Annotated in this window: 16 protein-coding genes, 1 other RNA gene and 1 pseudogene; 9 read left to right on the top strand and 9 right to left on the bottom strand. The window is 65.2% G+C overall.

All coding sequences use genetic code 11. From position 1 onward, the window contains the following. Positions 1–45 precede the first annotated feature (45 nt). Both JCM7685_RS11240 and JCM7685_RS11235 read left to right on the top strand, forming a co-directional pair. A complete protein-coding gene (locus JCM7685_RS11240) occupies positions 46–579 on the top strand; it encodes a hypothetical protein (RefSeq protein WP_062563226.1) in 534 nt (177 codons plus the stop codon). A 257-nt stretch (positions 580–836) separates the two neighbouring features. After that, on the top strand, positions 837–1,760 hold the full coding sequence (locus JCM7685_RS11235; protein WP_074970957.1) for a transglutaminase family protein: 924 nt from the start codon (positions 837–839) through the stop codon (positions 1,758–1,760). 129 nt (positions 1,761–1,889) lie between these two features. Here JCM7685_RS11235 and JCM7685_RS11230 read toward each other — a convergent pair whose 3' ends face one another. The 8 genes and pseudogenes from JCM7685_RS11230 to JCM7685_RS11205 form a co-directional block, all read right to left on the bottom strand. Beyond that, on the bottom strand, positions 1,890–3,461 hold the full coding sequence (locus tag JCM7685_RS11230; protein WP_231964623.1) for a recombinase family protein: 1,572 nt from the start codon (positions 3,459–3,461) through the stop codon (positions 1,890–1,892). A gap of 40 nt (positions 3,462–3,501) precedes the next feature. Continuing rightward, the gene (locus JCM7685_RS11225; RefSeq protein ID WP_012090880.1) at positions 3,502–3,834 is read right to left on the bottom strand and encodes a type II toxin-antitoxin system HicB family antitoxin; all 333 of its coding nucleotides are present in this window, start codon (positions 3,832–3,834) and stop codon (positions 3,502–3,504) included. Continuing rightward, positions 3,831–4,085 carry a type II toxin-antitoxin system HicA family toxin gene (locus JCM7685_RS11220; protein ID WP_074970956.1) on the bottom strand — a complete coding sequence of 85 codons (255 nt, stop codon included), beginning with the start codon at positions 4,083–4,085 and terminating at the stop codon, positions 3,831–3,833. The genes JCM7685_RS11225 and JCM7685_RS11220 overlap by 4 nt, the downstream gene beginning before the upstream one ends. Before the next feature lie 13 nt (positions 4,086–4,098). Further along, positions 4,099–4,257 carry a hypothetical protein gene (locus JCM7685_RS20280; protein ID WP_170848990.1) on the bottom strand — a complete coding sequence of 53 codons (159 nt, stop codon included), beginning with the start codon at positions 4,255–4,257 and terminating at the stop codon, positions 4,099–4,101. 321 nt (positions 4,258–4,578) lie between these two features. Then, positions 4,579–4,713 (bottom strand): annotated as a pseudogene (locus JCM7685_RS20765) (IS3 family transposase); the annotation flags it as partial. Between the two features lie 82 nt (positions 4,714–4,795). Beyond that, positions 4,796–4,951, bottom strand: a complete 156-nt coding sequence (locus JCM7685_RS19890; RefSeq protein ID WP_170848989.1) for a hypothetical protein — start codon at positions 4,949–4,951, stop codon at positions 4,796–4,798. 373 nt (positions 4,952–5,324) lie between these two features. Then, positions 5,325–5,421: signal recognition particle sRNA small type (gene ffs / locus JCM7685_RS11210), an RNA gene on the bottom strand. Between the two features lie 46 nt (positions 5,422–5,467). Beyond that, a complete protein-coding gene (locus tag JCM7685_RS11205; RefSeq protein ID WP_100526071.1) occupies positions 5,468–7,327 on the bottom strand; it encodes a bifunctional 2',3'-cyclic-nucleotide 2'-phosphodiesterase/3'-nucleotidase in 1,860 nt (619 codons plus the stop codon). A gap of 155 nt (positions 7,328–7,482) precedes the next feature. Between JCM7685_RS11205 and JCM7685_RS11200 the strand changes: the two genes are divergently transcribed. Continuing rightward, positions 7,483–7,944, top strand: coding sequence for a hypothetical protein (locus JCM7685_RS11200; protein ID WP_074970954.1), 462 nt, complete (start codon positions 7,483–7,485; stop codon positions 7,942–7,944). A 16-nt stretch (positions 7,945–7,960) separates the two neighbouring features. Here JCM7685_RS11200 and JCM7685_RS11195 read toward each other — a convergent pair whose 3' ends face one another. Then, complete coding sequence (locus tag JCM7685_RS11195) at positions 7,961–8,845, bottom strand: prephenate dehydratase (protein ID WP_074970952.1); 885 nt, start codon at positions 8,843–8,845, stop codon at positions 7,961–7,963. 168 nt (positions 8,846–9,013) lie between these two features. Here JCM7685_RS11195 and JCM7685_RS11190 point away from each other — a divergent pair, with 168 nt between their 5' ends. From JCM7685_RS11190 to JCM7685_RS11165, 6 genes are all read left to right on the top strand, one after another. Beyond that, entirely contained in the window at positions 9,014–9,553 is a 540-nt protein-coding gene (locus tag JCM7685_RS11190) for a c-type cytochrome (protein WP_074970950.1), read from the top strand. A 192-nt stretch (positions 9,554–9,745) separates the two neighbouring features. Then, complete coding sequence (locus tag JCM7685_RS11185) at positions 9,746–11,623, top strand: extracellular solute-binding protein (protein WP_074970948.1); 1,878 nt, start codon at positions 9,746–9,748, stop codon at positions 11,621–11,623. Positions 11,624–11,666: 43 nt separating this feature from the next. After that, positions 11,667–12,809 (top strand): microcin C ABC transporter permease YejB, encoded by a 1,143-nt coding sequence (locus JCM7685_RS11180; protein WP_074970946.1) that lies wholly within the window; start codon positions 11,667–11,669, stop codon positions 12,807–12,809. Next, the gene (locus tag JCM7685_RS11175; RefSeq protein ID WP_074970944.1) at positions 12,809–13,915 is read left to right on the top strand and encodes an ABC transporter permease; all 1,107 of its coding nucleotides are present in this window, start codon (positions 12,809–12,811) and stop codon (positions 13,913–13,915) included. Before JCM7685_RS11180 ends, JCM7685_RS11175 begins: the two co-directional genes overlap by 1 nt. Next, the gene (locus tag JCM7685_RS11170) at positions 13,912–15,507 is read left to right on the top strand and encodes an ABC transporter ATP-binding protein (protein WP_074970942.1); all 1,596 of its coding nucleotides are present in this window, start codon (positions 13,912–13,914) and stop codon (positions 15,505–15,507) included. Before JCM7685_RS11175 ends, JCM7685_RS11170 begins: the two co-directional genes overlap by 4 nt. Continuing rightward, positions 15,504–16,721: a glycosyltransferase gene (locus JCM7685_RS11165; protein ID WP_074970940.1), complete on the top strand. Its 1,218-nt coding sequence runs from the start codon at positions 15,504–15,506 to the stop codon at positions 16,719–16,721. Before JCM7685_RS11170 ends, JCM7685_RS11165 begins: the two co-directional genes overlap by 4 nt. Positions 16,722–16,786 lie beyond the last annotated feature (65 nt).

The raw sequence follows: 16,786 nt of genomic DNA, 5'->3' as shown, positions 1-16,786 counted from the left end.
GAGGGGCGCGGACCGCCCGCAGCACCATGGGAAAGGAACGCGCCAATGGAAGATCTGACGAGCAAGACCGTAGCGGTTTTTTCCCGGCCCTTCACTGTTCCGGGCTTTGACGAGACGCTCCCGGCGGGAGAGTACGAGATCGAAACGGAGCTGGCTTCCCCCCCTGATGAACGGGAACCCGCAGCCTGGAAAGCCTCCGTCCTTGTGAAGCTTCATCCCCGGATATCTCATCCGGGACTTGCGCGGACTCTGACCGTTTCCCTTGCCGACCTCGACCAAGCACGTGCCAAGGACAAGCTGACCGGCAGGGAGTTGTCCGACTTTTTCCTTGAAGAAATGCTGGCCGATCCGATGGTACAGCTCGTGATGAAGGCCGACGGGGTCTCCGAGGCGCACCTGCGACATCTCTATTCCGGGTCTGGGACATCCGATTCGAACCTGGCTGCGCCGCCTTCGAAGACGACCGCCCGAGGAGCGCCGGACGAAGAGTCGATCCGGACCGCCGAAAACGAAGGCATGCCTTCACGACCGGACTCGCCGCCGTCCTCACGCGCCCGTCTAGTTGCGGGGAACACGTAATGGCGGACGAGGCCATCGCCGACGGTGACGTACCGGACATCGCGACCCAAAGGGCCGTAGGTGATGTTCCGCAAGAACGCCGATGCCTGCGATGCGAAACCTCGTTCTGGAGCGAAGGCTTCGGAGAACGGATTTGCCGACGCTGCAAGGGGTTGAATGCCTGGCGGAACGCCGCGCCCGTCAGCGCGGGCGCGTCTCGCCGCCGCTGATCCCCGCAGTCGCGCGCCGTCTTCCTCAATCCTAACTGGAACATCATTTTGGCCTGCCTCGAGATCGTTCACACCACGACCTACAGATACCGTCAAAAGGTCCCTCTCGGGCCCCATCGGTTGATGCTACGTCCCCGAGAAACAAGGGAACTGCGACTACTTGCGCATGCACTCTCCATTTCTCCAACGGCGACGGTGACCTGGGCGCATGACGTGGCCGGCAACGCTGTCGCCACCGCGGTCTTTGACGGCGTGACGGATCATCTGGTGATCGAGAGCCGCGCTTCCGTGGAACTCACCTCGCCGGCCTGGCCGGTCTTTACCATCGCCGCCTCGGCGGCCCAGTACCCCTTTGTCTACACCGCCGACGAATGGACGGATCTGGGCGCGTTGACGGTTCCGCAATATCCCGACCCGGACGGTCGGCTTTCCCTATGGGTCGAGGGCTTTGTCATGGCGCGCCCGACAGACACGCTGTCCTTGCTGAAGGACATCAGCAATGGTGTGTTCACCCAGATTTCCTACCAGAGCCGCGATACTGAAGGCACCCAGTCACCGATCGAGACGCTCGACCGGCGATGGGGCTCGTGCCGTGATCTTGCGGTCCTGCTCGCCGAAGCCGCGCGCACGCTTGGACTCGGTTCCCGCATCGTATCCGGCTATCTGTCAGATGCGGAAGAATGCCTTTTGGGTTTTGCGGGTTCCGGGTCCACCCACGCCTGGGTCGAGATATTTGTCCCCGGTGCCGGATGGATTGCCTTCGATCCCACGAACCGAAGCTTCGGGTCCCGGAACCTGATACCACTCGCCGTGGCCCGAAACATCGCACAGGTGACCCCGGTGGCAGGCAACTTTGTCGGAACGAACGTCGATTTGCTCTCGATGGAGGTGCTCGTAAGAGTGGAGAGTGCTTCGGCACAAGACAACTCGCTCCTGGTCCAAGGAGGTGAGGCGGACATCGCGCTTGTCTGATGGCGTTTCGGTGGGACTGGCTTGCGCCTGCTGATCTAAAACTATCAATAACAATATCTTAATGACCGGAGAAGGTTGGACGTCAGGCCCATCCCCTCCGCCACTTCAGTCCCTGAGTGGGCACTGAGTTTACGCCACTTCCCGCCACAAGCGTCTGTAGCAGCCGGGACTTCGATCCCATGATGCGAACTCGCCCTCGGCGACCTCGACACGCTGTGCAAGCGCGCGCAGGTGGTCGCGGCGATAGCCGCCGCCATCCAGCCGGATACGGTCGCGGGCTGTTGCGGCGAACTTACGCAGCATTTCCGGCGTCACGGCCTTCTGTCCTGTGTTCTGGAGCATCGCCTGCGCTCGGTCGGCGTCGGCCTTGGCCTGATCGTGGATGGCCTTGAGGCCGTCGATGCGGTCTTTCAGCGCCGGATCGTCCAGATCGGTAACGCCTCCCTCGATGGCGTCATAGAGCCGCTTAAGGCGCAATTCCGATTCGGCGGCTCGCTTGTTCAACTCGGCGATATGCTCGCGACGGCGCTCGGCGTGTTCTTCCCTGCGGTCAAGCGCGGCGGCAAGAACGGTTTCCAGCCGCTCGGGCTGTAGAAGCTGCTTTTCAAGGTGGTTGGCGACCAGATCGTCTAGCTTTTCCATCGGCACCGCCATGCCCTCGCAGGCGGTCGGCCCCTGCCGCGCTTTCATCGAACAGGAATAGTAGCGGTAGCGCCCGCCCTTGCCGGTGCGGATGGTCATGGCTCCACCGCACTTGGCGCAATGGATCAGGCCGGTGAGCATGGTCGGGCCGCTGATGACGCGGGCGGGCATGACCTTCGGATTGCGCGCCTTGAGCAGCTTCTGAACTGCGTCAAAGGTCTCCTTGTCGATGATCGGCGGAACGGGAACGGTGACGATCTCACTGACCGGCTTCAATTCCTTGGTCTTGGATCGCTTGTTGAACTCATGCTCGCCCATGTAGGTGCGGCGGGTCAGGATGCGGTGAACCTGACCGATGCCCCAGCGCCCGCCGTCGCGGGTGAAGATGCGACGGCTGTTGAGATAGGAGACGATATTCTTGACGCCCATCTGGCCTGTCGTGCCATCGCCCTCCAAGGCTAGGCGATAGATCAGCCGCACCGTGTCGGCGTGCAGCGGGTCGATTTCCAACTTCTTCTTGGTCTTGGCTCCGCGCTGCTCGGCGGCGACGGTGCGATAGCCGATAGGGGGAAGCGAGCCGTTCCAGAAGCCTTGCCGCGCGTTCTCCTTCAAGGCCCGCATGACGTGCTTGGCGTTTTCCTTGGACTGGTATTCATCGAACAGCGCCATGATCTGCCGCATCATGACGTGGATGGGGTCATCCCCCATTTCCTGTGTGATCGAAACCAGCTTGACGCCGTTCTTCGCCAGCTTGCGGACATAGAACTCAAGCTCGAAGTGGTCGCGGAAGAACCGGCTGAAAGAATGGACCACGACAACATCGAATGGCGCGGGCCTGGACGTTCCCGCCTCGATCATGCGCTGGAACTCGGGGCGGCGGTCATTGGTCGCCGATGCGCCGGGTTCGACGAAGGCTTCGACCAGTTGCAGCCCGCGTGACGCGCAATAGGCTTCGCCCTGCCGCTTCTGATCGGGAATGGAAACGTCATGCTCAGCCTGCCGCGCCGTCGAGACGCGCAGGTAAAGGGCGGCGCGTAGCGGCACGGTGGAAGCGGTCATGTTCTGTCTCCTTTGAATCCGGTCGAACTGAACGGGGCCGCTACTCAGCGGCCTCCCTGATGGTCCCGACGATCCATTCATTCAGGCTCTTGCCCGATGCTGCGGCGGCAATGACTGCTGCGGCATGATCGTCAGGCGTGAGGCGGACATTGAACTTGCCAGAGAACTTCCGACGAGGCTCGATGCCCTTTTCCCGGCACATTTCGAGATAGACGGCCAGCGACTTACGGCCTTCCTCGATCAGATCGTGGACGCTTTCGGCATAGAAGTCGGCCCCGCCATTGAGGCCGACAAACTCACCGCGCAGCATCTGAATCTCGGGATCGAAAGCGATAACCGCCTTCTCGCCATTGATTTCAACGACATTGTTCATGGCTTTACTCCGTGTTCGTCCAGCCATTTACGGATGCTGGCAACCGCACCTTTGTCCGTATCCGGTGAGGGATGCGGGCGATGAAAGACGCGCACTTCGCCGAACAGGAACACGCCGACGCGCGAACCTTCCCGCTCACTGACTTCCGCCCCGAGGCTCACAAACAGCGCCTCTATGTCGGTCCAGCGGATCGAACCATTGACCGGGCGGGCGAAGATCAGTTCCAGCGTGGCTCTGTGACGCTTTTTCATGGAGTATTCAGTATCATTTTTTAGTACCGCTTTCAAGATCAATCTCAACCCCTGTGTCGGGCGATCCGGTGTCGGGGCCGAACAATTCATCGAAGAGGTCGCCGAACCATCGCTCGAACACCTCGATCTCGGCTTCCGTGACCGGAACGGGGGCTGGCCAATCGTCGGTCACGGTCCATGTGCTGAGGTCGTGCTTGGGCGGCCTGCCGGGGAACGGCTACGGATAGCCCAGCAACTCCTCAAGCTGCTCCGACGCCGTAGGCGGTCGCTTGGTGCGCCGGGAGCGGGATGCCGTCACCGGCTTGTGGTCGCCGCTGCGGTCAGAAGTCATCAAGGAAGTCAAATTCTTTAAACGAACGCTGCCGCCATCCGGTAGGGTCAGCGACCCAGCGATTGATGTCGGATTCTTTCCATCCCGCGCCGTTAGTGCTGATTTTAATCTGGGGTGGAAAGGTGCCTTCCTGATGCGGCTTGTTCCGGGCATGGGCCGTAATGCCAGCGACGAAATCGAAGATGCTTTCGGGCGGGCGGCCTGCCACCGCGATCCGTGCTGCCCCTCATTGTCGAGAACCAGCCGCACCGCACGCTCGCGCACTTCAGGGGAAAACTTGTTCGTCGTCTTGCTCATGATGCTCCTCCTACTCAGGAGTTGGAGCCTCCGGCAAACCCGGCGCGGTTCACATTCTTGTCGAATGACTGCGCGTTGTGCATCACCAGCAGGTCAAGCGATTGCTCCACCACGGCCAAGGGTCGTCGGGGATGCCGTCACGCTGGAATCGCTGCATCACCTTGGCCTGTTCTGCCTCGATAGCGGCAGGGGTCGGCAGGCGATCACGTTTCGCTTCATCCTCGGCCAGCATCGCCATGTAGCGTTGCCAGACCGCAAGGTCGTAATCCTGCGTCGTGATCGGGGCGCGATGGGGCAGGGGTTCGCGTAGCTTGGCGATCCCCCTTGGCGTGGCCGATCTGCGCTTGTAGCGCCGCGACAGCCAATGGCAGTGCCCTTGTCGCCTCGCGCCGGTCCGGACCGAGCGGGGTTGTTAGTTCCTTCTTGCCGAGGATGGGCAGCGCCAGAGATACCGCCACGCGGGCATAGAATCGCCCTCCCTTGACCTTCAAATGTCGGACCTGACCAGCCATCTGCAACCCTCATTCTGGCACCGATTCTGGCACCAAAAACGGAACTAAGCCCACCAAAGAAATGGCTTTCTTAGATTTCAAAATGTTGAGGGGAAAATTTGTGAGAGGCTGGACAACGACCCAAGCGGGACTCGTTACGGCTGCTTCCTTCCGGACCTGACCGGGTTGGCGAGGCGCTCGCCCGCGCCAACCTCTCGGCGCCTAGATAGGCGTGGTCGCCGGCGGATGCAAGCGCCTTGCTTTCACAGATGCAGCCGCAGCCGCAGGAAGCCGTCCGGACCCAGTCCTGCCGGCTCGACCTGGGCGTCGAGACGGTCGAGATGGTCGGCCGCGGCGGGCGAGGTCTCGAACAGGACCGAGGTGCCGGGCAGGGGCGAGAAGCTCCAGCCGATGCGGGAATCGGGGGCGAGCACCCGGCGTTGCGCCACATAGCGGCGCAGGACCTCGCGGGTGCGGGCGGTGCTGTCCAGCAGCACCGGCCGGCCGCAGGCGACGCCGGCGAACAGCCCGCAATCCGACAGCCGGTAGCTGTTCGTCACCAGGATGAACGGCTGATCCGCCGTCACCGGCCGGCCGCGATGGGTCATGGCCGCGATGCGGTGCGAGTCGGCATGGGCCAGCCGCCCGTCCGGGGCGTAGCGCGGCGGGCGGCTGAGGTCGATCTGCCAGTCCAGCCCGTCGATGACGTCGAAATTGTAGCTGGGGAACTCGGGGTCGATCAGCGGCTGATCGGGCATGCCCGGCCGGACCCGCAGGAACAGGCTGGCCGAGCGTTCCAGCCATTCACGGGCCTCGGCCCCGGTCAGGCGGATGGCGCAGAGCCGGTTCGGGAACAGGTAGAGGTCGGCGATGTTGCGCAGCGTCAGCCGGCCCGCGGGCACGTCGGTGTAATGCTGCGGCCCGCCGCGGCCGCCGGCGCGAAAGGGGGCCGCCGCCGACAGGATCGGCAGGTCCTGCCAGCGTGTGCCGCGCAGCGCGCGCCGCACGTGCCAGCGCTGCGCCATGGCCACCAGCCGCAGGCCCGGATCCTGGCCGATCAGGGCGAAATAGCTGCTGAGCGGGCAGTCGGTCTTGCCGATGCGGCGGCGGAAATGCCGCAGGGTCTGGCGATGGGCAGAGAGCGCCGGGGCCACGACGGCAGGATGGTCGCTGCCGGGACCGACCGGCTCGGCCCAGCAGGCGAAGCCGGCGATGCGCCAGGTCGCGCCCTCGCGTTCCAGCCGCAGGTCGATCAGCCCCAGATGCGAGCCCCAGAAGCCGGGCATCACCGCGGGCTTGCCGGCAAGGGTGCCTCGTGCGGCGTCGATGCCCGGCCCGCCCGGATGGCCGGCCGAGGGGAACACCCGGTGCGTATGGCCGGCGACGACCAGGTCGATACCCGGCAGGGCCGCCAGCGCGGTGGCCGCGTTCTCCATCATCGGCGCGGGCTCCAGCGCGCCGATACCGCTGTGCGAGAGCGCGATCACCAGGTCGGCGCCGCGCTGGCGCAGGGCGGCGATGCCGTCGCGCGCGGCGTCCAGGATGTCCGACACGGCGATCTCGGGGCGCAGGGCCGGCTCCCAGTCGACGGTTTGCGGCGGCAGGAAGCCCAGAACGCCGATGCGCAGCCGCCGCACCTGGTTCTGCCGGTCGAGGAAGCGGCGTTCCAGCAGCAGATGCGGACAGACCGGCAGCGGCCGGCGCGGGTGCAGGTTGGTGGACACGACCGGGAAATTCGCGCCCTCGAGGCTGGCGCGCAGGAAGCCCAGGCCGAAGCTGAAATCGTGGTTGCCGATGGTCGCGGCATCATAGCGCAGCGCGTTCATCGCGGCGATGGCGGGATGGGGCCGGCGCGGACCGATCCCGCCCGATTCGGCCAGGTAATCGCCCATCGGACTGCCCTGCAGGGCGTCGCCGTTGTCGAAGAGCAGGCAGTTCGCCGCCTGCGCTCGCGCTTTTGCGATCAGCGCCGCCGCCCGCGACAGCCCCAGCCGATCCGAAGCGCGGTCGGCGAAATAGTCATAACCCAGCACATGCATGTGCAGGTCCGTCGTCGCCATGATGCGAAGATCCATGCAGGCGGGGGCATCGGCCGCAACGGGCGGGGCGCTGGTCTGGCTCATAGCCGCTGCATGCTGCGAATAAAGACATAATGCAACTTTAGATTGCATTTCGGCCATGGATCGCGCATGGGATGTGGCGTGCTTGCATGCTGCGGTGCAACATGGGAAGAACCGCGCGTAATGCGAAAGCAGGCCTTTTCAACAGCGGAACAGCGATGAAGTTTTCGACGCGACAGGACACCGACCTTCCCGCCGATGCCCTCTTTCGTGCGGTCGGCAATTTTCCCTGCATCGAGCGGATGCTGGTGCGCCGTGGTGCCACGGTGCGGCGTCAGGACGCGATGGCCGAGCCGGGCGTCGGCATGGGCTGGCAGATCGGCTTCGACTGGCGCGGCCGCCGGCGCGAATTCGATCTGGCGGTGACCGGCTATGCGCCCCCCGAGGTCATCGCGCTGGAAGGCGTCTCGGACCAGTTCAACCTGTCGATCCGCATGACCGTGGTGGCGCTGACCCGCAGCAAGTCGCGGCTGATCTTCGAGACCGACGTACAGCCGCGCGGCATGAAGGCGCGGCTGCTGCTGCAGACGGCCAAGCTGGGCAAATCCCAGCTCGACCGCAAGTTCGCCGAGCGAATCGCCGATTTCGTCACCCGGATGTCGGCCGAGGTGCCGGCCTGACCCACGCGGCGGCCGCCTAGGCGCCCTGTTCGCGCAATTGCGCGGCGCGCAGCGGATCGGCCGGATAGACGCCCAGGATGTTCAGGCTGGAGGTGTAGTAATCCAGCTCTTCCAGCGCGCGGGCGACATGCGGGTCCTCGGGGTGGCCCTCGATGTCGGCATAGAACTGCGTCGCGGTGAACACCCCGTCCACCATGTAGCTTTCCAGCTTGGTCATGTTGACGCCGTTGGTGGCGAAGCCGCCGAGCGCCTTATAGAGCGCGGCCGGGATGTTGCGCACCCGAAAGACGAAGCTGGTGATCATCGCGGACTCGCCGTCGGCATTGTTGCGGCGGCTGAAGTCCGGCTGCGGCGCCATGACCAGGAAGCGGGTGGTGTTGTTCTGGCGGTCCTCGATCCCGGCGGCCAGCTCGTCCAGGCCATAGATTTCCCCGGCCAGCGGCGCGGCCAGCGCTGCCAGCGCCTTTTCCCCGCGCCGCGCCACCTCCAGCGCCGAGCCGGCGGTATCGGCGCCGACCAGGCTGCGGATGCCGTGCCGGCGCAGGAAGCCGCGGCACTGGCCCAGCAGCACCGGGTGGCTCATCGCCTCGGCGACCTCGGAAAGCGTCGTGCCGGGCACCGCAAGCAGGCTGATGCGGACGCGCACGAAGCCCTCGTCGACGATGTGCAGCCCGCTTTCGGGCAGCAGGTGGTGGATGTCGGCGACCCGGCCATAGGTGGAGTTCTCGACCGGCAGCATGGCCAGTTCGGCGCGGCCGCCGCGCACCGCCTCGATGGTGTCCTCGAAGGTGCGGCAGGGCAGGGCCTCCATCTGCGGCCGGTAGAGGCGGCAGGCCTGATGGCTGTAGGCGCCGGGCTCGCCCTGGAAGGCGATCACGTTCTGGCTGGGGGTCTGGCTCATCTGTCGCACCTTCGTCTTGCGCGGGACGTCCTGCCCGGACGGCCCCCGTGTCGGGGCGGTGACGCCGCCCCTTTTGTCTTGCCGGAGCGACAACTATACCTTGATCCGTCGGAACAAAAGCGCATAGATACCGGCAAATCCACGGATAGACCCAAGGGACCCGCAGACATGTTCGATACCATGACCGTCACCAAGGCAGCCGGGGCTTTGATCGGCTCGCTTCTGTTCCTTCTGCTGATGGACTGGGCGGCCTCGGGCATTTATCACATCGGGCCTTCCGGCCATGGCGAGGGCGAGGAGCACGCCCAGGCCTATACCATCCCGGTCGAGGATGCCGGCGGCGACGCTGGCGGCGAAGCCGCGGATGCGGGTCCGGACTTCGCCACGGTCCTGGCTTCGGCCGATGCCGCCGCAGGCGAAAAGGTCTTCGGCAAATGCAAGGCCTGCCACAAGCTCGACGGCAGCGACAGCACCGGCCCGCACCTGAACGGCGTTGTCGGCCGCCCGGTCGCCAGCGCGGCGGGCTTCAACTATTCCGACGGCATGAAGGGCCATGTCGCCGACGCGCCGGACTGGACGCCCGAAGCGCTGCAAGAGTTCCTGACCAGCCCCAAGACCGTCGTGAAGGGCACCAAGATGGCCTTCGCCGGCCTGCCCAAGGTCGAGGACCGCGCCAATCTGATCGCCTATCTGGAAACCCAGAAGTAAGGCACCCGCGGCAGCGGATGGTGACGGGGCGTCCCTTGCGGGCGCCCTTTTGCATGGCGCGGCCAAAGGGCGCGGCCCATCACGCATTTGCATGTTGAACCCTGCCGCCCGGCTGCTAGCCTGCATCCCGACGTGCGGCGCCGGTCCCGACCGGCTGCCCCAGCAAGACAGAACGAGGACCGGAAACAGCCGATGATCATGCCCTTCCTGCGACATGCCCCGATGGCCCTGCTGCTGGCATTGCTGCCCATCCAAGCCCCGGCGCAAGAGCAGGGAGAAGGGCAGGCGCAGAAGCCTGCCACCATCGTCTCGCACGGCATATCGGTCTTCGGCACGCCGGAACTGCCGGCGGATTTCAAGCATCTGCGCTATGTGAACCCCGACGCGCCCAAGGGCGGCGAGATTTCGGAATGGTTCAGCGGCGGCTTCGACAGCTACAATCCCTATACCCATCGCGGCCGCGCGGCACTGCTGTCCAACGCCCCGCTGGAACCGCTGATGGAGGGCACGGCGGACGAAAGCGGCACCGCCTATTGCCTGCTCTGCGAGACCATCGAATACCCCGAAAGCCGCGACTGGGTGATCTTCCACCTGCGGCCCGAGGCGAAATTCTCGGACGGCACGCCATTGACCGCGCATGACGTGCTGTTTTCCTTCGAGTTGCTGCGCGACAAGGGCCTGTCCTCGTATCGCACGATCATCTCGAAGATCGTCGCCAAGGCCGAGCTGATCGACGACCATACCATCAAGTTCATCTTCCGGCCGGATTATCCGCGCCGCGACGTGATCCAGTCGGTGGGCGGCCAGATCGTGTTCTCGCGCGAGGATTTCCGCAAGAACAAGCGCGACATCGAACAGTCGAGCGCGGTCCCCTTCGTCGGCTCGGGGCCCTATGTCTTCGACCGCGCCGACATGGGCCGCTCGGTCACCTATCGCCGCAACCCGGACTATTGGGGCAAGGACCTGCCGATCAACGTCGGCCGGCACAATTTCGACAAGATTCGCGTCGAGTATTTCGGCGATTACGACAGCGCCTTCGAGGCGTTCAAGGCCGGCGTCTATACCTTCCGCAACGAGGCGAGCTCGATCCACTGGGCCACGCGCTACGACTTCCCGGCCATGCAATCGGGCGCCGTGAAGAAAGAGACGCTGGTCGACGGCTCGATCGCCTCGGGGCAGGGCTGGGTCTTCAACCTGCGCCGGCCCAAGTTCCAGGACATCCGCGTGCGCGAGGCCATCGGGCTTTTGTTCAACTTCGAATGGTCGAACGAGACGCTGTTCTACGGGCTTTACAAGCGGGTGAACTCGCCCTGGGAAAACAGCCCGCTGATGGCCGAAGGCAAGCCCGGCGAGGCCGAGCTGGCGCTGCTGAAGCCTCTGGCCAAGGACCTGCCGCCCTCGGCCTTGACCGAGGATGCGGCGATGCAGCCGGTGGGCAGCAAGACCCAGCTCGACCGGCGCAACGTGCGCCAGGCCGCGCAGCTTCTGGACGAGGCCGGCTGGAAGACCGGCTCGGACGGGCTGCGCCGCAACGCCAAGGGCGAGGTGCTGCGGGTTGAGTTCCTGAACGACAGCGCCACCTTCGACCGGGTGATCAATCCCTATGTACAGAACCTGCGCGCCGCCGGGATCGACGCGGTGAACGCCCGCGTGGACGATGCCGAGATGACGACCCGCACCCGCAGCCACGATTTCGACATGGTGACGAGCCAGCTGCAGCAGGGTTATTTCCTGACCGGCGACACCGAGCAGACCTTCGGCTCGGAAAACGTGGGCGACGTGTTCAACCCGATGGGGCTGGCGAACCCGGCCATCGACAAGCTGATCGAGCAGGGCATCGCCGCCAGGACCGAGGACGAGATGCTGACCGTCGCCCATGCCCTGGACCGCAGCCTGCGCGCGCTGCATTTCTGGGTGCCGCAATGGTTCAAGGGCGAGCATACCGTCGCCTATTACGACATCTACGGCCACCCCGAGACCCTGCCGCCCTATGCGCTGGGTGAGCTTGATTTCTGGTGGTATGACGCCGATAAGGCCGAAAAGCTGAAACAATCCGGCGCGCTGCGCTAGGCCCCCGGGCCGGGGCGCGGAGCAAGGCGGAGCAAAGGGGCGGATGGCAGCCTATATCCTGCGGCGTTTGCTGCTGATCATACCCACGCTGATCGGCATCATGCTGGTCAATTTCACGCTGACCCAATTCGTCCCGGGCGGTCCGATCGAGCAGATCATCGCCCGCGTCCAGGGCGAGGGCGACGCGCTGCGCAACATCACCGGCGGCGGCGATGCGCAGGCGGCGCAATCGACCGAATATGCCGGCGCCCGCGGCATCCCGCCCGAGCTGCTGGACCAGCTGGAAGTGCAGATGGGCTTTGCCAGGATCGCCTGCACGCCCGCGCATGAGGGCGAGCCCGACCTGAGATCGCCCGATTGCCACAAGGAAAAGATCGGCGCCGCGCAGCGCTTCCTGATCATGCTGGGCAACTACCTGCGCTTCGATTTCGGCACCAGCTTCTTCCGCTCGATCTCGGTCATCGACCTGGTGCTGGAAAAGATGCCGGTCTCGATCACGCTGGGGTTGTGGTCGACGTTGATCGCCTATCTGATCTCGATCCCGCTCGGCATCCGCAAGGCGGTGCGGGCCGGGACCGCCTTCGACACCTGGACCAGCGGCATCATCATCGTCGGCTATGCCATCCCGGCCTTCCTGTTCGCGGTGCTGCTGATGGTGCTGTTCGCCGGCGGCAGCTATTGGCAGATCTTTCCGCTGCGCGGCCTGACCTCGGACAATTTCGCCGACCTCAGCCTGTGGGGCAAGGTCAAGGACTATCTCTGGCACATCACGCTGCCGGTGCTGGCGACCACCATCTCCAGCTTCGCCACGCTGACGCTGCTGACCAAGAACAGCTTCCTGGACGAGATCAACAAGCAATACGTCATGACCGCCCGCGCCAAGGGCCTGACCGAGCGCCGCGTGCTTTACGGCCATGTCTTCCGCAACGCAATGCTGATCGTGATCGCGGGCTTTCCGGCGATGTTCCTGGGCGTGTTCTTCGGATCAAGCATCCTGATCGAGACGATCTTCTCGCTCGACGGCCTTGGCCGCCTGGGCTTCGAGGCGGCGGTGCAGCGCGACTATCCGGTGATCTTCGGCACGCTCTACGTCTTCGGCCTGCTGGGCCTCTTGGTCGGGATCCTCTCGGACCTGATGTATGTGCTGGTCGATCCGCGCATCGACTTCGAGCGGAGGGCCGGCTGATGGCGATGTCGGAACTGAACCGCCGCCGGCTGCGCAATTTCCGTCGCAACACGCGCGCCTTCTGGTCGCTGATCCTATTCACCATCCTGTTCGTGGCCTCGATGTTTGCGGAGCTGATCGCCAACGACAAGCCGATCGTGGTCAGCTACCGGGGCGGGCTGTATTTCCCGGTCTACAAGTTTTACCCCGAGACTGCCTTCGGCGGCGATTTCGGCACCGAGGCGATCTATACCGATCCCGGCGTGCAATGCCTGATCGTCACTGGCGGCCGGCAGGAATGCTGGGACGACCCCGAGGGCACCGAGAAACTGGCCCGCGACACCGGCGAGGTCGGCGGCGAGGCGGTCGAGAAGGGCTGGATGATCTGGCCCGCCATCCCTTATCACTACCGCACCATCAACAATGTCGGCACCGCGCCAAGCGCGCCCGATGCCGCGCATTGGCTCGGCACCGACGACACCTCGCGCGACGTGCTGGCGCGGGTGATCTACGGCTTCCGGCTGTCGATCCTGTTCACGCTGATCGTGACCGCCGTCAGCTCGGTGATCGGCATCGCCGCCGGCGCCGTGCAGGGCTATTTCGGCGGCCGCACCGATCTGTTCCTGCAACGGATGCTGGAGATCTGGGGCTCGACGCCTTCGCTCTACGTCATCATCATCCTGTTCGCGATCCTGGGACGCAGCTTCTGGCTTCTGGTCTTCGTCTCGATCCTGTTCGGCTGGCCGGCGCTGGTCGGCGTGGTCCGGGCCGAGTTCTTGCGGGCGCGCAACTTCGAATATGTCCGCGCCGCCCGGGCGCTGGGGGTCAGCGACCGCACCATCATGTTCCGCCACATCCTGCCCAATGCCATGGTGGCGACGCTGACCATGCTGCCCTTTGTCGTCACGGGCGTGATCTCGTCGCTGGCGGCACTGGATTATCTGGGCTACGGGCTGCCGACCTCGGCGCCGTCGCTGGGCGAGCTCGCGTTGCAGGCCAAGCAGAACCTGCAAGCGCCCTGGCTGGGCTTCACCGCCTTCTTCACCTTCGCCATCATGCTGTCGCTGCTGGTGTTCATCTTCGAGGGCGTGCGCGACGCCTTCGACCCAAGAAAGACCTTCCGATGACGCCGGTTCTGGACGTGCGCGATTTGCGCATCGGGTTTCGCCAGGACGGGCAGGTGGTGCCCGCCGTGAAGGGCGTCAGCTTCAGCGTTGGCAAGGGCGAGACGGTGGCGCTGGTCGGCGAATCCGGTTCCGGCAAGTCGGTCACGGCGCTGTCGACCGTCGGTCTGCTGGGCGAGTCGGCGCAGCTTTCCGGCTCGGTCCGCTACGCCGGGCGCGAGCTTGTCGGCGCCTCCGAGGCGGAATTGCGCAAGGTGCGCGGCAACGACATCAGCTTCATCTTCCAGGAACCGATGACCTCGCTGAACCCGCTGCACACGCTGGAACGCCAGCTGGGGGAAAGCCTGGCGCTGCATCAGGGCCTGCGGGGCGCACAGGCGCGCGCCCGCATCATCGAACTGCTGAACCGCGTCGGCATCCGCGACCCGGAAACCCGGCTGGCCGATTACCCGCACCAGTTCTCGGGCGGGCAGCGCCAGCGCATCATGATCGCCATGGCGCTGGCGAACGGCCCCGAACTCTTGATCGCGGACGAGCCGACCACGGCGCTGGACGTGACCATCCAGGCGCAGATCATGCAGCTGCTGGCCGAACTCAAGGCCGCCGAGGGCCTGTCGATGCTGTTCATCAGCCACGACCTCGGCCTGGTGCGCCGCATCGCCGACCGGGTCTGCGTGATGAAGGGCGGCGAGATCGTCGAGCAGGGCCCGGTCGAGCGCATTTTCGCCGATCCGCAGCACGAATACACCCGGATGCTGCTGGCCGCCGAGCCCAAGGGCCGGGCCGAGCCGCTGGTGGGCGATCCGCCCGAGGTGGTCTCGACCCGCGACCTGAAAGTCTGGTTCCCAATCCAGCGCGGTTTCCTGCGCCGCACCGTCGGCCACGTCAAAGCGGTGAACGGCGCTACGCTGTCGGTGCGGGCGGGCGAGACGCTGGGCATCGTCGGCGAATCCGGCAGCGGAAAGACCACGCTGGCGCTGGCGATCATGCGGCTGATCGAAAGCGACGGGCCGGTGGTCTATATGGGCCGCGACATCGCCGGCCTGGGCGGGCGGGCGCTGCGCGGCCTGCGGCGCGACATGCAGATCGTGTTCCAGGACCCCTATGGCAGCCTGTCGCCGCGCATGACGGTCGAGCAGATCATCGCCGAGGGCCTGGGCGTCCACGGCGTCGAACCCGGCCGTGACCGCCGGCAGATGGTCGATGAGATCATGCGCGAGGTCGGCCTCGACCCCGCCACCATGCATCGCTATCCGCATGAATTCAGCGGCGGCCAGCGCCAGCGCATCGCCATCGCCCGGGCCATGATCCTGAACCCCAAGCTGGTGGTTCTGGACGAGCCGACCTCGGCCCTGGACATGACGGTGCAGGTACAGATCGTGGAACTGCTGCGGCGCTTGCAAAAGAAGCACGGGCTGGCCTTCCTGTTCATCAGCCACGACCTGCGCGTCGTGCGCGCCATGTCGCATCAGATCATGGTCATGCGCGCCGGCGAGGTGGTCGAGCAGGGCACGACCGAGGCGGTGTTCGAGCATCCGCAAAGCGATTACACCCGCCGCCTGATCGAAGCGGCCTTTCTGACGGCCATCGCATGAAGATCCTGTTCGTCCACCAGAATTTTCCAGCGCAGTTCCTGCATCTGGCCCCGGCGCTGGCCGCGCGCGGCCATGACGTCATGGGGCTGACGGACGAAAAGAACCCGCGCCCCAGCCCGGTGCGGGTGGTGCGCTATAAGGCGCCCGAGGACATGAAGCTGCCCGGCATCCTGGGCCGCACCTACAGCGAACATGCCGAGCGCGGCTGGCTGACCGCGCGCGGCTGCCGGGCGCTGCGCGACCGCCACAACTATACCCCGGACGTGATCTTCGGCCATTCCGGCTGGGGCGAGACGCTGTTCCTGCACGAGATCTGGCCGCAGGCGAAGCTGCTGGTCTATGCGGAACTGCTGTATCGCACGCGCGGCCATGACGTCGGCTTCGACCCCGAGATCAACCCCGACAGCGACGAGGGGCGAGTCGCCACCATCGCCCGCTCGGCGCATCTGATCCAGGGGCTGGTGCAGGCCGACGCGGGCCTGGCGCCGACGCGCTATCAGGCCGAAAGCTTTCCGCCCGAGCTGCGCCAGAAGCTGACCGTGATCCATGACGGCATCGATACCGACAAGGTCTGCCCGAATCCGGCGGCGGCATTTACCCTGCCGGATGGGCGGGTGCTGCGACCGGGCGACGAGGTGCTGACCTATGTCTCGCGCTCGCTGGAGCCTTATCGCGGCTTTCACCGCTTCATGCGCGCGCTGCCCGCGGTGATGCGGGCGCGGCCGGATGCGCAGGTGGTGCTGGTCGGCGGCGACGGCGTCAGCTACGGCAGCCCGCCGCGCGATGCCGCCGGCTGGAAAGAGAAGATGCTGGCCGAGCTCGACGGCCAGCTCGACCTGTCGCGCATCCATTTCATGGGCCGCGTGCCCTATCCGCAATATCTGGCGCTGCTGCAGGTCGCGAAGGTGCATTGCTATCTGACCTACCCCTTCGTGCTCAGCTGGTCGCTGACCGAGGCGATGGCGGCGGGCTGCCAGATCGTCGCCTCGGATACCGAGCCGGTGCGCGAACTGGTCCGCGACGGCGAGAACGGCCGGCTGGTGCCTTTCTTCGACCAGCCGGCGTTGGAGGCGGCTTTGGTCAAGGGCCTGGCCGGCGACCCCGAGGCAGCGCGGCTGAAAGCGGCGGCGCGGCAGACGATCCTGGACGGCTATGACCTGAAGCGGCACAGCCTGCCGCGGCTGATCGACTGGGTAGAGAGTTTCGGTCCCTGACGGACCGCTGGAAAGACCTGGGCATCGCGCCTCAAATTTCTTTCGGTCATGCCGGAAAACTTGTA

The organism is Paracoccus aminovorans, assembly GCF_900005615.1.
In the GTDB taxonomy this organism is placed as follows: Bacteria; Pseudomonadota; Alphaproteobacteria; order Rhodobacterales; family Rhodobacteraceae; genus Paracoccus; species Paracoccus aminovorans.
Note: the sequence above shows the minus strand (reverse complement) of the source record. Positions and strands in the feature narration are given on the sequence as shown.